The organism is Christiangramia qingdaonensis (assembly GCF_048381525.1).
Lineage (GTDB): Bacteria > Bacteroidota > Bacteroidia > Flavobacteriales > Flavobacteriaceae > Christiangramia.
Genome location: NZ_JBLWIM010000008.1, coordinates 755,769 through 768,950 on the forward strand (window position 1 = coordinate 755,769; position 13,182 = coordinate 768,950).

The following is a 13,182-nucleotide window of genomic DNA, read 5'->3' on the forward strand; positions in this document are numbered from 1 at the left end:
GATGACCCGAAAGAGAAATTTTATATTGATCAAGAGAATTTCTTCAGAAACAATATTTTCATTCAACCAACGCTCTGTAATTCTTTCGCAGCTATTAAACCAAATGGTCAAATATTAGTCAGGAACGGTGAAAGTAGAATTGATTTTTTCGCCAAGTTCTTAATGGATGAAAACTGGTCACAATTTTTTCCAGAAAATCAGAAAAATTAGGTTCTTTGCTTAATTCTTGAAATAAGCTCCTCAACCTCCGTTATTTCCGTCAGTTCTGAAGTTGATACTAAGACTTCCAGACCTTTCTGGTTCTGCGCGAGAATGATAGGAAATTCAAACTTATGTCCGAATTTTGAAGCATAGCTTTTCAAAAACTCATCTTTGTGCAGGAATTCCATATCAAGATCTCCATTTTTACGAAAGTCCCTCCAAGCCTTCTTTTCATCAAAAGCACCGTAAGTAAGTTTGCATAAATTACAGTCGTAGGAAGCGGGATTCACAATCTTTTGAAATGCTCCAATAATCGATTTCAGCTTCCCCGAGTCGGCATTATAAACAAAGATCAGTTTTTCCAATTAGCTCTTCTTGATTTCGGTTTTTTCAGCAAAATAATCGCAGAAATCTTTCATGGTATCACGCATTTTATCATCCTGTGTAGCGCGATAATATGTGTCACTCATAGAAACTAATGTCTGATGAAAGAATTTTTTCATCTCATCTACCGGCATTTCCTTGGTCCAAAGGTCGATTCTTAAAGTTTCCTGATCTTTACTATCCCATACAGAAAGCATTAGTGCTTTTGCATCTTCTTTATAGACATTCCCATCTTCAGCACTCCACGTGATATTCTCAGGCACGTGATTATCGTCTGTTACAACTTCTATATTGATCTCAGATTTTTTAAATTCTGGCATTATTTCTTCGGTTTAAAATTGGCTTTATTGAAAATTTCTTCAGCAGATGTATTTAGCATTCTGTCCAGAGATACGTCGTTCTTTTCCATGTATGCTTTCACGATTCTAAGGCCAATATATTGACCTAATCTGGCTGGACTTTCAGCATCCAGCTGAAGATAGAATTTTGAAAATGGTGCAGGAAAGAGAAAACGTGTCTGCAACTGGTTATCTGTATCGTAAATTAGTTCATTCTCTACAAAGTATCTCCAGATCTGAGATTCATTGCTTTCCGCGAAGTCAAATTCTTCTTCAGTATAACCTATTCTTCTTGCAGGGTCAAGCATTGGCAATAGCTTTTCCTTCAAATACTGGATCTTGCCGTAATACACCATATGACTTAAAAAAGTGCGGGAATCTGGACGTGGAACGTATTTTTTTGAAATCTCTTCCGCAGCATCTACTACGATCTGATCTTTTTTAAAGTTCTTTTTCAAATATTCCTGAAGACCTGTATAAAACTGGTGCTCTGTACCTAAATACGTATCGAGAGAGACAAATAAATAATCTCCCGTATAAATTATTTTGTTCTTATAATCTACTTCGGAAGTTACCGTGATCACCACAGGTACTTCAAACTCCGGAAAGTAGTATTTTATATGCTGAAAAAGTGCATATAATTCATCCTCCTGGTTCGAGAAATCTGAAAACTCATCTTCCACAGCCTGATTAATCTCCAGCTGAAGGGTATCAGATAACTTATCTATCCAAACCGAATCTGGAAACTGCTCAGGAAACAGAAATGGATATTTCTGTTTTAATTCAGGTAACTGCTGAGGCTTTGTACTGGCAAATTCCTGTTCAAATCTTATGACTTCCATATCTACAGCGATCTTATCGATCTTCTCTTCGGTTTCTGACTGATTATTACAGGAAAACACCGAAATAATCGTAATTAAGAATAGGATCTTTTTCAGCATAACTGGCAATTAGGAAGGCTTTAACGCAGCCATCTTTTAAAAATTGGCTTTTAGTGTTAGATTTGTGAGGCAAAGGTATTACTTACTAATTAAATCACCCAACATTATGCAAACCGAAAAAGTCGCTGATCATATCATAAACTGGTTAAAAGAATACGCTACAAAAGCGAATATGAATGGGTTTGTAGTTGGAGTGAGTGGTGGTATAGATTCTGCAGTAACCTCAACGCTTTGCGCAAAAACCGGAATGCCTACACTGTGCCTGGAAATGCCTATTCACCAGGCGAGCAGCCAGGTTACCCGCGCCAGAAAACACATAAGCGAACTGGAACATAATTTTGCGAACGTTAGTAATCTTGAAGTAAATCTCACCCCGGTATTTGAACAATTTAAATCTGCCATGCCCCAGGAAAGACAATCTGCTTCTTTGGATCTTACATTAGCAAATTCAAGAGCCAGACTTCGTATGTCTACTCTTTATTATTTCGCTGGATTACATGGATACCTTGTTGCAGGCACCGGAAATAAAGTGGAAGACTTTGGAGTTGGATTCTACACAAAGTATGGAGATGGCGGTGTTGATCTTAGTCCGATTGCAGATCTTATGAAAAGTGAAGTCTATGCGCTGGGAAAACACCTCAACATCATCGATGATATTATGACGGCAGCTCCAACCGACGGACTTTTTGGTGACAGCCGAAGTGATGAAGATCAATTAGGAGCATCGTATGATGAACTTGAATGGGCCATGAATCAAAAAGAAGCTGGAAAAACTTCTTCAGATTTTGAAGGCAGGCAGCGTGAAGTCTTTCAGATCTATTCCCGTTTGAATGCTGCAAACACACATAAGATGGTACCAATACCGGTTTGTGACATACCCGTTCATCTGCTGAAATAATCATCTTATCGAATATGTGTAGCTGATTTCCCATATCAGGGGTCAAAGCAGTATTTTTAAGTTAAAGAAACCAAACTCAACGAGTTACCCCCGGACTTGTTTTTAACTTAGAATCATGTATCGAGTATTAATTGCAGACCATCATCCAATAATTTTTGAAGGGATCAAATGCGTACTTCAGAACAATCCGGCACTACAGGTTACAGGCAGAGTAAGCAGTGGCACCCAATTGTTCAGTCAGTTAGAAAAGAACGCTCCCGATGTTTTGATCGTGGAACTGGATCTTCCGCAAATCAATGGTATCAACGCTATTAGAAGGATCAAACAGGAATTTCCAGAGGTAAAAACACTTATTTTCAGTTCACATCCGGAAGAAATGTATGCCTTGAGCGCCATTAAAGCTGGAGCCGCAGGTTATATTTCCAAACATACAGATAGTGAGACTCTGGAGAAGGCAATCTACCAGGTTGCGAGAGGTGGAATCTACTTAAATCGCAAGATCACGGAGAAACTAAATTCTGGTATCACCAGAGGTAAGAGTTTGATTACAAAATTCAAGAAGCTTTCTACCCGCGAAACTGAAGTATTAAATTTGCTTTCTTCCGGAAAAAGAAATAAGGATATTGCTGAAGCGCTTGACATAAACGAAAAGACAGTTAGCACCTACAAAACCAGGTTGCTGAAAAAACTAAAAGTGGATAATGTTGCAGATCTTATCACGCAATCCAGATTATTACAACTAAACACTACATAACCCTTCCCAGGCGGTCTGAAAGAATCGTACTCAAACTGGTATAGCTCATGATCTCCTGGATCTTTTCTGTACGCTCTTCTTCTGAAGATACTTCACGTATTTCTTCCATAAGTTCGTTGATCTTACGACCAACCAAAAACCTACGTAATGATAATATAGTCTGGGTAACAAATTGTGCAACTCCCTGAGTTTTGCTTTTTACAGGAATATCATGCCGCTCCCAATCATGAAGTTCATATTGCTCGTCTTCCATTAGGATATCTGTAAGTTCAACAGCCTGAGATTTCTCAAGGTCATTGATAATCATTTCCACTCCAAATTCATCTTCAGAATTTAGTCTTTCTATAAGAAGTGAAAATAGTTCTCTGAAGTCTTTATTGGTAAATTCAATTTCATCATCCTGAAGATCCAGGTAAATTTTTTCGAATACCTTGGCCTCCTGCACCTCAGATTCATAAACCGGATCGCCCTGGTCATTATGTTTCAAAATAACATCGTGAAATTCACCTTCCTGCCTTCCGTAGAGAACAAGGAGACTAATGATTTTTCTCTCAAGAATATAAAGCTGATCTACTTTTTTGACTGGAGCAGCTTCTTCATTACGAACAACCTGCATGGGTTTTTTCTCAGCCCTTGCCGGAGTTTTACTGTCTTTTTTTTCTAATTGAGCTAAGGTTGCATACAGAACGTCTTCAGAAATATCCATGATCCGGGAGCATTCCTTTAAATAAACTTCCTTCTGAATATTATCAGGAATTTTCGCAATACTCTGTACCATATCCCGAATAAGATCGGCCTTCTTTACGGGATCATTTTTGGCTTCATCCATAAGCAGGGAAGCTTTATACGTAATGAAGTCGTAAGAGTTTTCCTTAAGAAACTCCTCCAGTTCTGCTTCAGAATTCGAGCGGGCAAAACTATCCGGATCCTCACCCTCAGGGAATGGACAAACCTTTACGTTCATGCCCTGTTCCAGAATTAGATCAATCCCTCGCATAGAGGCCCTGGTTCCGGCGGCATCACCATCGAATAACACCGTGATATTTTTGGTCAACCTGTTGATCAACCTGATCTGTTCTGAAGTTAGAGCCGTTCCGGAAGAGGATACCGTATTTTCTACCCCACTTTGATGGAATTGTATGACATCTGTATACCCTTCAACGAGGTAACAATTATCTTCTTTAGCAATAGACTGCTTGGCGTGGTAGATTCCGTAAAGAACTTTACTCTTATGGTAAATATCGCTTTCCGGAGAGTTGAGGTATTTAGCTGCTTTTTTCGTGTTCCCAAGGATCCTTCCTCCAAAGCCAAGAACCCGTCCAGACATTGATTGAATTGGAAACATGACTCTTCCTTTAAAACGGTCAAATGTCTTCTCATCCCTAACAATACTGAGACCTGTTTTTTCTAGAAATTCCAGTTTATAACCATCGCCTAGCGCATTCTTCGTGAAAGCATCCCATTCATCTGGAGAATATCCCAGATCAAACTTTTTAATAGTTTCAGAAGTAAAGCCACGTTCCTTAAAGTAGCTTAATCCTACGGCCTGACCTTCATCGGTCTTATGCATTTGCGTCTGAAAATATTTACTGGCATATTCTGAAACCAGGTACATACTTTCACGCTCATCGGCCTGCTCCTTCTGCTCGTCAGTCTGCTGCGTCTCCTCTATTTCAATTCCGTATTTTTTCGCGAGATATTTGATCGCTTCAGGGTAATTGAAGTGCTCGTGCTCCATTAAAAAAGCAACGACATTACCTCCTTTTCCACTACTAAAATCTTTCCAGATTTGCTTTACAGGAGAAACCATAAAACTAGGAGAGCGTTCATCGGTAAAAGGACTAAGCCCTTTTAGATTACTACCAGACTTCTTTAATTGTACAAAATCCCCAATCACCTCCTCTACACGGGCGGTTTCAAAAACATTATCTATGGTGGTTCTGGAGATCAAATTTTCACAACTATTAAATGGAAAAATACAAAATGAAAAGGCTTCAAAAAAGCAAGGGCTTCAAAAGCGATTACATACTTTTGAAGCCCTGCAAAACTAAACTATATTGGCTAATTAATCAAGGTCGAAACGAATTCCAAGAGAGACATTATTCAACTCTGGGTTTGGATCTTCAAAGATCGGGTTAAGATCATATTTTGCATAGAGCGAGGTATTTCCCCATCCTACATACGCGCTCAATCCATATATAAAATCGTTCGTGTTATAATCAGATTTCAATTTTTCCTTGGTTCTGTCACCATCCTCTTTATATTTCAGTTTCTGCCTTTCACCTAAACTGAAACCGGTATATCCTCCAAGACCAACTTTGAACTTTTTATAAGTTGAAAACGTATAGCCACCATCATTTTCAATTTTCTTTGATGGTCCAAATTCAAAATGCACCGGAATAACCAGGTTATCCATTCTAAATTTTGACTTGTTCAGGTCATATTGAAATTCTTGCAATTCTGTAATTCCGTTATTGTCAACCAGGAATCTATTATCTGTAGGTTTGAGTCCGTTGAACTGAAAAGAAACTCCGTATTTAAGTCTTAACCAGTTCGATTCCTCAAAAACTCTTGTTCTCCAAACCCAACCAATTTCGAAAAACCGACTACCGCCTATCTTAAAATCTGAATCATTGAGAGACTGTCCATCTAATAGAGCATTATTGAATCCTGCAGCAATCATTAAAGTAGAAGTAGTTCTTTCATCCTCATAATTGGGATCTTCTTTATCGTCCTCATCCTTCCAGGAAAACACAAATGTTTTGTCGCTTTCAACTTTAGACTCCTCGTTTCTTTCCAGAAGTGCGATCTTATTATCAAGGATAGCTAAACGATTTTCGATGTTCAGCGCATGTTTTTTAGCGGCTTCCTCTTTCAGCTCATCAGCTTCCTGCATGGAAATTTCTTCGTTGTCAAGCCGCTCATTGATGGCTTCTACTTCTGCCTTTAGCTCTTCCTTTTCCTGTTTGATTATGTTTTCTCGCTGTTTCTTTAGAACTTCGATCTTGTTTCCGTTGGTGATCTCTACAGTTTGTGCGTCACATGGACTAAAGCTGAGAATGCATAAAGCGAATGTAATTAGTAATGATTTCATGATGTTTGGTATTTAGTTATTGATTGATGAATGACCCTGATAGGGATAATTATTTTTCTTCTGAATGATCAAGTTTGTTCGACACCGCCACCGCAGCTTTCTGGTAGCCTGTTTTAACGATCTCAAAAACCTTTTCTTTAAATGATTCGTACACTTCAGCTTCAACATCGGCCAGTAAAGCATCTGCTGAAATTTCGCTCGATTTTTGCATATTTTCATTTTCTATAGTTGCAATGGCTTTGTTGAGCAGTGCTTCCACTTCAGTGTCGCTCACATCTCCGTTTTGAGACTCTAGCCTGGAAACCTCAGCCAATACTTTATTAACCTCTTCGGAAATTTTCAATTCCTGAAAACTAGCCGGTATTGCAGTTTTTAAAGGCTCCCTGTTAATTATTTCCTCTACTTCAACTGATGCGATCTGCTCTTTATTGTTTAACGTAGATCTTGAATCTTCGGAAGCTGCCTTCTGAATATATTGCGATTTTGATTGCGGCTGAGCCTGGGATTCTTCAGTTTTTTGCTGTTCTGCCACTTGCACGGGATTCTCGAATTCTTCGGCTGCATTTTCAGAAGGCCTCTGAATTTCCGGAGTGTTCACTATATTGCTTTCAACACTTCTATTCATATTCAGGTAAATAATTCCGCAGAGAGCAAGCACAAAAATTGCAGCTATTGATGAAATCCACCATATATTATTCTTCCCCGAGCTTTCCTTTTTATCTAACTGCTCATTAAGTTTATCCCAACTTCCAGCTGATGGACTAATCTCCCGGCTATCCAGTTTTTCCCTGATATGTTCTTCAAATTTAATTGGCGCCATAACTAGATGTATTATTAGATTTAATTTTTTGCTGAAGCATCTTTCGAGCTTTAAACAGCTGGGATTTTGAGGTCCCTTCGGTTATCCCAAGCATCTTAGCAATTTCACTATGCTTGTATCCTTCTACGGCATACATTACAAATACCGCCTTATAACCTTCTGGCAAACTATCTATAAGCGATTGTATGTCTGCCACGTCCATTTCAGAATTTATATTATTTGCCACTTCATGACCAAATTCGTCATCTTCCTGAAACTGTAGTTCTTTGAACTGCCTTAAAAAGCTAATGCTTTCTCTTACCATGATCTTTCGAATCCAACCTTCAAAACTACCTTCGTCCTTGAAAGTATCCAGGTGAGTGAACACTTTCATAAAACCTTTTAGCATTGTATCTTCTGCGTGATGCAGATCCTTTATATACTGCCGGCAAACACTTAACATTTTTGGAGCGTGCTTTTCATAGATCTGCTTCTGGGCATCCCTATTTCCTGCTTTTGCTCTTTTAATGAGAGAGGATTCGTTTTTAAAAAGCTGTATTACTTTTACCATTTTCAAAAGGCCTTCTATTTATATAGACGAGAGAAAGTTACGAAAGGTTGCCTGAGCTTTTAAAAATTTTATTTTTTTTCAAATTCCGGCGTCCCGATTGTATCTATTATCTTTGTGACATGGCAGAAGAAGTTCGAATTAATAAGTATTTGAGTCAGTTAGGATATTGTTCCCGAAGAGAGGCAGACAAATTAATTGACCAGGGTCGCATCACGATAAATGACGTAGTTCCAGAAATGGGAACTAAAGTAAAACCGGGCGATGTGGTAAAAGTAAACGGAGAACCTGTTTCCAAGGCCGAATTAAAAGAACCTAATGTCTATATCGCTTTTAATAAACCTGTAGGTATCGTTTGCACTACAGATACCCGGGTTGAGAAAGACAATATTGTTGACTATATCAATTATCCAAAGCGAATATTCCCTATCGGCCGTTTAGACAAACCTAGTGAGGGTCTTATCTTTCTTACCAATGACGGAGATATCGTGAATAAGATCTTGCGAGCACGTAATAATCACGAAAAAGAATATGTAGTTTCCGTCAACAAACCGGTTACATCAGATTTTATAAAGAAAATGTCTTCCGGCATACCTATCCTGGATACCGTAACTCGTGAATGCGAAGTGGAAAAACTTGGCAAATACACTTTCAAGATCATTCTTACACAAGGTCTGAACCGACAAATTCGTAGAATGTGTGAATATTTAGACTACGAGGTGACATCTTTAAAAAGAGTTCGAATCATGAATGTGTCCCTGGATATTCCGGTGGGTGAATGGCGTGATCTTACGAAGGAAGAGCTTGATACTATAAATGGTCTTACTGGCGAATCTACCAAGACTGAAGAGGGTTCTCTTCTTGATGATATTCAAATTGGGAAGAAAAAGCGTCCCAGAATTTCCAAATCTTAACACAGAATTAGGCTGTTTCGTGTATTAATATTGGTAGTTCTTGTTAATTTTAGATCATGAACCTTTTGCGTTCACGATTTTGAACCAACCAATCTTAATTTTATGAAAGTACAGCCATTTCATTTAGCGATCCCAGTATCTGATCTGGAGTCCTGTAGAAAATTTTACAAAGAAACTTTAGGTTGTGGCGAAGGCCGTAGTAGTGATCACTGGGTGGATTTCAATTTTTTTGGGCACCAGTTGGTAATACATTACCAGGCCCCACAAGAAACTGCCAGTTCGACTTCCAATCCTGTAGATGGAAAGGATGTTCCAGTACCTCATTTTGGGGTAGTTTTACAATGGGAGGTTTTTCATGAATTTGCTGGTCTTCTAAAACGAAAAAATGTTGATTTCGTCATAGAGCCTTATATCAGGTTCGAAGGCAAACCAGGCGAACAGGCTACCATGTTCTTTAAAGATCCTTGCGGAAATGCATTGGAATTCAAGGCATTCAAGGATATGAGTCAGTTGTTCGCGAGTTAATAACCTTTATTCATCACCAACCAACCAAATGGATAAACTGAAACCGTCACTTGTACGGCAAATTTTTGTATTACTATTAATACTGTTTCTTTCAGTATTGATCTTCAAGGAGGTCGTTCCCTACCTCTCTGGGGTTCTAGGGGCGGTTACACTTTACGTACTTATGAAAGGTTGGCAAAGAAAACTGGTGCTTCGAGGTTGGAAACCAGCTTTAGCAGCTACGCTTTTAATGACCGGAAGTATCATTGGCATTTTAGTCCCAGTTACTCTAATTGCAATTATGCTTACCAGTAAAATAGGCAAAGCCGTTGCGAATTCTGAACGTGTATTAAGTGCTCTAAAAGATCAATTATACATAGCCGAAGAATACATAGGTTACAACATTAGCGAGAGTATAGATACTTCAGCAATTACAGGATGGCTTTCTTCCAACTTGCAAAATCTCGCTGGTGGAACATTTGATGCATTTATTGCGATTGGGATCATGTATTTCATGCTTTACTACATGCTAATGAATCAGAAATCGATGCGACATTCCCTGATCGATTATATTCCGCTAGGAAAGGATAATATTCGGGTGATTGGAGACGAAAGTGATCAACTGGTTAGAAGTAATGCATTGGGAATTCCATTGGTAGCCATCGTGCAAGGTGTGATCGCGTTAATAGGGTACTTGATATTTGGAGTTCCAGATCCTTTCTTCTGGTTTGTGATCACTGCGATTGGCTCGATGATACCCTTTATAGGTACCGCCATAGGAGTACTGCCCGCAGTTATTCTTTTATTCGCACAGGGAAATGACTTCCAGGCAATAGCTCTACTTATTTACGGACTAGTCGTTGTAGGCTCGACTGATAATATAATACGGCTTTATGTACTTGAGAAACTGGCAAGTGTTCATCCATTGATCACGCTTTTCGGGGTGATCGTGGGAGTACCGTTATTCGGATTTATAGGACTAATATTTGGACCTTTACTGGTATCCTTATTTTTATTAATTCTGAAGATCTACAAGAAAGAGTATGGAAATGCTCACCATAGATTATAATTAAAAGAAAAAAATATGTTCGGAAACTTAAAGAAAAAAATAGACGAAGATTACTTTAAAACTGAAGTAACAAAGATCGAAGACAATGATGTAAGTATCGCAATGGATAGTCAGGATAAAGTCGATGATAAGATCAACAATTCCGGGTTATTGCAAAAATATAGCGAGCTGGCGAAGCTAATGTACGGGATGCTGAAGGATTATAGAAAAGGAGTGTATAATAAGGTACCGTGGTTCACTATTGCCACTATCGCATTCTCCTTTCTTTATATTTTAAATCCACTGGATATAATACCAGATTTTATTCCAGGTCTTGGGTATATTGATGATATGGCCATCTTTACATTTGGATTGAGATTTATAGAATCTGATCTCCATAATTATCTCGACTGGAAAATTGAAGAAGAAGCTTAAAAAAAAAGAGGGAATTAAATTCCCTCTTTTTTTATCGTTCTAACAACTTAATATCTGCTCTTTTTTTATGTCTCTCCCTTGCAAGTAGTGTATTCTTAAGTAACATCGAAACTGTCATTGGCCCTACTCCACCAGGAACCGGCGTGATGTAAGAAGCCCTTTTGCTCACGTTTTCAAAATCTACATCTCCTTTAATGACATAACCTTTTTCAGTATTGTCATCTGGTACCCTGGTAATTCCAACATCAATAATAACAGCATCGTCCTTGATCATTTCAGCTTTGAGAAAATCTGGAATTCCTACTGCGATGATAATGATATCTGCTTGTGAGGTTACCTGTGTAATATTCTTTGTAAACTCATGAGTTAAGGTTACCGTAGAATTTCCTGGAAACCCACTACGACCCATTAAGATACTCATAGGTCTTCCTACGATATAACTTCTTCCTATAACCACTGTATGCTTCCCTTTCGTAGGGATATCATAACGTTCCAGAAGTTCCAGTATTCCAAATGGAGTTGCAGGAATAAAAGTGGTCATATCCAACGCCATTTTTCCGAAGTTCGTAGGATGAAATCCATCCACATCTTTATCCGGATCAACTGCATTTAGCACCTTTTGCGTATCGATCTGTGGTGGTAAAGGGAGCTGAACAATGAATCCGTCAATATCATTATTCTCGTTGAGTTCCTGAATCTTATCCAGTAGCTCGATCTCGCTTACAGTATGCGGCATTCTATAAAGTGAGGATTGAAACCCTACTCTTTCACAGGCCTTTACTTTACTGTTCACATAAGTTAAGCTTGCTCCATCCTTTCCTACGATGATCGCAGCAAGATGAGGTACTTTCTCTCCACGAGATTTTAGTTTGGTAACTTCAGCAGCGATCTCATTTTTGATATCGTTACTAACCTGTTTACCATCGAGTATTGTCATTGTGTGTTGTGTTTGCGTTGTATTAAAAAAAGGGAATTAATTCATTCCCTTCATCATTTGCATCATTTTACGGCCTCCGCCGCCTTGCATCATCTTCATCATCTTACCCATTTGATTAAATTGCTTGAGTAATTGATTTACTTCCTGTACTGATGTACCAGAACCTTTAGCAATTCTTTTTTTACGGCTTGCGTTGATCACCTTTGGTTCACTTCTTTCTAATGGAGTCATCGAGTGAATGATCGCTTCGATTCCCTTGAATGCATCATCATCAATATCTACATCCTTCAGCATTTTTCCAGCGCCCGGTATCATTCCTAAAAGATCTTTCATAGATCCCATTTTTTTGATCTGCTGAAGCTGATTCAGGAAATCATCAAAACCGAATTTATTTTTAGCAATTTTCTTCTGAAGTTTTCTAGCTTCTTCTTCATCATATTGCTCCTGAGCTCTTTCTACAAGCGAAACAACATCTCCCATACCAAGGATCCTGTCTGCCATACGCGAAGGATAGAATATATCGATCGCATCCATTTTCTCTCCTGTACCAATAAACTTAATTGGTTTGTTTACAACAGATTTAATAGAGATTGCAGCACCACCACGAGTGTCACCATCCAGTTTAGTAAGGATAACACCATCAAAATTAAGGCGCTCGTTAAATGTTTTTGCCGTATTCACAGCATCCTGACCCGTCATGGAATCCACTACGAATAATGTTTCCTGAGGCTCGATCGCTTTGTGAATATTGGAGATCTCAGTCATCATCGCTTCATCTACAGCAAGACGACCCGCGGTATCAATGATGACCACATTATGACCATTCTCTTTAGCATAGGCAATTGCCGCCTTAGAGATCGCCACCGGATCCTGATTCCCTTCATCTGAGAACACCTCAACTCCAATCTGTTCTCCAACAACGTGCAGCTGATTGATCGCAGCCGGACGATAAACATCACAGGCTACCAATAGAGGTTTCTTAGTTTTTTTATTTTTAAGGAAATTCGCTAATTTACCAGAGAAAGTGGTCTTACCACTACCCTGCAAACCAGACATAAGGATAATAGATGGATTACCGCTTAGATTAATTCCTTCAGCTTCACCACCCATTAACTGGGTCAACTCGTCCTTTACGAGTTTCACCATTAACTGGCCTGGTTTCAACGTCTTTAATACATCCTGACCCATCGCCTTTTCCTTCACTGTACTGGTAAATTCCTTGGCAATTTTGTAGTTAACATCGGCATCAACTAAAGCACGTCTAACCTCTTTAAGGCTTTCTGCAACATTTATCTCGGTGATCTGCCCGTGTCCTTTGAGGACGTGAAAGGCACTATCTAACTTATCGCTTAAATTATCAAACATAA

General features: G+C 38.8%; 16 protein-coding genes. 7 read left to right on the forward strand and 9 right to left on the reverse strand.

What is annotated here, in order from left to right; all coding sequences use genetic code 11:
• The coding region (locus ACNI3T_RS04205) for a hypothetical protein (RefSeq protein WP_418226754.1) at nucleotides 1-210 on the forward strand (210 nt) is incomplete at its 5' end.
• Here the strand turns inward: ACNI3T_RS04205 and ACNI3T_RS04210 are convergent.
• The 3 genes from ACNI3T_RS04210 to gldB are packed head-to-tail and all read right to left on the reverse strand — an operon-like array spanning nucleotide 207 to nucleotide 1,864.
• Nucleotides 207-566, reverse strand: coding sequence for a GTPase (locus ACNI3T_RS04210; RefSeq protein WP_418226755.1), 360 nt, complete (start codon nucleotides 564-566; stop codon nucleotides 207-209). The genes ACNI3T_RS04205 and ACNI3T_RS04210 overlap by 4 nt on opposite strands.
• Nucleotides 567-905, reverse strand: coding sequence for a gliding motility protein GldC (gene gldC / locus ACNI3T_RS04215; RefSeq protein ID WP_322301969.1), 339 nt, complete (start codon nucleotides 903-905; stop codon nucleotides 567-569). It lies immediately after the preceding gene.
• Nucleotides 905-1,864, reverse strand: coding sequence for a gliding motility lipoprotein GldB (gene gldB / locus ACNI3T_RS04220; protein WP_418226756.1), 960 nt, complete (start codon nucleotides 1,862-1,864; stop codon nucleotides 905-907). The genes gldC and gldB overlap by 1 nt, the downstream gene beginning before the upstream one ends.
• Before the next feature lie 106 nt (nucleotides 1,865-1,970).
• On the opposite strand from gldB, the gene nadE reads away from it, so the two are divergent.
• Both nadE and ACNI3T_RS04230 read left to right on the forward strand, forming a co-directional pair.
• Complete coding sequence (nadE, locus tag ACNI3T_RS04225) at nucleotides 1,971-2,762, forward strand: NAD(+) synthase (RefSeq protein WP_322301967.1); 792 nt, start codon at nucleotides 1,971-1,973, stop codon at nucleotides 2,760-2,762.
• Nucleotides 2,763-2,877: 115 nt separating this feature from the next.
• On the forward strand, nucleotides 2,878-3,516 hold the full coding sequence (locus ACNI3T_RS04230; protein WP_141876873.1) for a response regulator: 639 nt from the start codon (nucleotides 2,878-2,880) through the stop codon (nucleotides 3,514-3,516).
• Here the strand turns inward: ACNI3T_RS04230 and dnaG are convergent.
• The 4 genes from dnaG to ACNI3T_RS04250 all read right to left on the reverse strand — a co-directional run bounded on the left by dnaG (nucleotide 3,509) and on the right by ACNI3T_RS04250 (nucleotide 7,980).
• Complete coding sequence (gene dnaG, locus ACNI3T_RS04235) at nucleotides 3,509-5,467, reverse strand: DNA primase (RefSeq protein WP_418226757.1); 1,959 nt, start codon at nucleotides 5,465-5,467, stop codon at nucleotides 3,509-3,511. The two genes, ACNI3T_RS04230 and dnaG, sit on opposite strands and share 8 nt — an antisense overlap.
• Nucleotides 5,468-5,581: 114 nt before the next feature.
• Nucleotides 5,582-6,610, reverse strand: coding sequence for a hypothetical protein (locus ACNI3T_RS04240; RefSeq protein WP_418226758.1), 1,029 nt, complete (start codon nucleotides 6,608-6,610; stop codon nucleotides 5,582-5,584).
• Between the two features lie 49 nt (nucleotides 6,611-6,659).
• Nucleotides 6,660-7,430: a hypothetical protein gene (locus tag ACNI3T_RS04245; RefSeq protein WP_418226759.1), complete on the reverse strand. Its 771-nt coding sequence runs from the start codon at nucleotides 7,428-7,430 to the stop codon at nucleotides 6,660-6,662.
• On the reverse strand, nucleotides 7,417-7,980 hold the full coding sequence (locus ACNI3T_RS04250) for an RNA polymerase sigma factor (protein WP_418226760.1): 564 nt from the start codon (nucleotides 7,978-7,980) through the stop codon (nucleotides 7,417-7,419). Before ACNI3T_RS04250 ends, ACNI3T_RS04245 begins: the two co-directional genes overlap by 14 nt.
• A gap of 119 nt (nucleotides 7,981-8,099) precedes the next feature.
• Here ACNI3T_RS04250 and rluF point away from each other — a divergent pair, with 119 nt between their 5' ends.
• From rluF to ACNI3T_RS04270, 4 genes are all read left to right on the forward strand, one after another.
• On the forward strand, nucleotides 8,100-8,891 hold the full coding sequence (gene rluF, locus ACNI3T_RS04255; protein ID WP_322301962.1) for a 23S rRNA pseudouridine(2604) synthase RluF: 792 nt from the start codon (nucleotides 8,100-8,102) through the stop codon (nucleotides 8,889-8,891).
• A gap of 102 nt (nucleotides 8,892-8,993) precedes the next feature.
• A complete protein-coding gene (locus tag ACNI3T_RS04260) occupies nucleotides 8,994-9,416 on the forward strand; it encodes a VOC family protein (RefSeq protein WP_418226761.1) in 423 nt (140 codons plus the stop codon).
• 28 nt (nucleotides 9,417-9,444) lie between these two features.
• Nucleotides 9,445-10,464: an AI-2E family transporter gene (locus tag ACNI3T_RS04265; RefSeq protein WP_418226762.1), complete on the forward strand. Its 1,020-nt coding sequence runs from the start codon at nucleotides 9,445-9,447 to the stop codon at nucleotides 10,462-10,464.
• 15 nt (nucleotides 10,465-10,479) lie between these two features.
• Nucleotides 10,480-10,878, forward strand: coding sequence for a YkvA family protein (locus ACNI3T_RS04270; protein WP_418226763.1), 399 nt, complete (start codon nucleotides 10,480-10,482; stop codon nucleotides 10,876-10,878).
• Between the two features lie 31 nt (nucleotides 10,879-10,909).
• Here the strand turns inward: ACNI3T_RS04270 and ACNI3T_RS04275 are convergent, their stop codons facing one another.
• Nucleotides 10,910-11,815: a bifunctional 5,10-methylenetetrahydrofolate dehydrogenase/5,10-methenyltetrahydrofolate cyclohydrolase gene (locus ACNI3T_RS04275; protein ID WP_418226764.1), complete on the reverse strand. Its 906-nt coding sequence runs from the start codon at nucleotides 11,813-11,815 to the stop codon at nucleotides 10,910-10,912.
• A gap of 36 nt (nucleotides 11,816-11,851) precedes the next feature.
• On the reverse strand, nucleotides 11,852-13,180 hold the full coding sequence (gene ffh, locus ACNI3T_RS04280) for a signal recognition particle protein (RefSeq protein ID WP_418226765.1): 1,329 nt from the start codon (nucleotides 13,178-13,180) through the stop codon (nucleotides 11,852-11,854).
• Nucleotides 13,181-13,182 lie beyond the last annotated feature (2 nt).

Bases quoted from the DNA above. Each gene is read 5' to 3' on its own strand.
- gldC (WP_322301969.1), bottom strand. From the start codon at position 905: ATGCCAGAATTTAAAAAATCTGAGATCAATATAGAAGTTGTAACAGAC.
- gldB (WP_418226756.1), bottom strand. From the start codon at position 1,864: ATGCTGAAAAAGATCCTATTCTTAATTACGATTATTTCGGTGTTTTCC.
- nadE (WP_322301967.1), top strand. From the start codon at position 1,971: ATGCAAACCGAAAAAGTCGCTGATCATATCATAAACTGGTTAAAAGAA.
- ACNI3T_RS04230 (WP_141876873.1), top strand. From the start codon at position 2,878: ATGTATCGAGTATTAATTGCAGACCATCATCCAATAATTTTTGAAGGG.
- ACNI3T_RS04240 (WP_418226758.1), bottom strand. From the start codon at position 6,610: ATGAAATCATTACTAATTACATTCGCTTTATGCATTCTCAGCTTTAGT.
- ACNI3T_RS04245 (WP_418226759.1), bottom strand. From the start codon at position 7,430: ATGGCGCCAATTAAATTTGAAGAACATATCAGGGAAAAACTGGATAGC.
- ACNI3T_RS04250 (WP_418226760.1), bottom strand. From the start codon at position 7,980: ATGGTAAAAGTAATACAGCTTTTTAAAAACGAATCCTCTCTCATTAAA.
- rluF (WP_322301962.1), top strand. From the start codon at position 8,100: ATGGCAGAAGAAGTTCGAATTAATAAGTATTTGAGTCAGTTAGGATAT.
- ACNI3T_RS04260 (WP_418226761.1), top strand. From the start codon at position 8,994: ATGAAAGTACAGCCATTTCATTTAGCGATCCCAGTATCTGATCTGGAG.
- ACNI3T_RS04265 (WP_418226762.1), top strand. From the start codon at position 9,445: ATGGATAAACTGAAACCGTCACTTGTACGGCAAATTTTTGTATTACTA.
- ACNI3T_RS04270 (WP_418226763.1), top strand. From the start codon at position 10,480: ATGTTCGGAAACTTAAAGAAAAAAATAGACGAAGATTACTTTAAAACT.
- ACNI3T_RS04275 (WP_418226764.1), bottom strand. From the start codon at position 11,815: ATGACAATACTCGATGGTAAACAGGTTAGTAACGATATCAAAAATGAG.
- ffh (WP_418226765.1), bottom strand. From the start codon at position 13,180: ATGTTTGATAATTTAAGCGATAAGTTAGATAGTGCCTTTCACGTCCTC.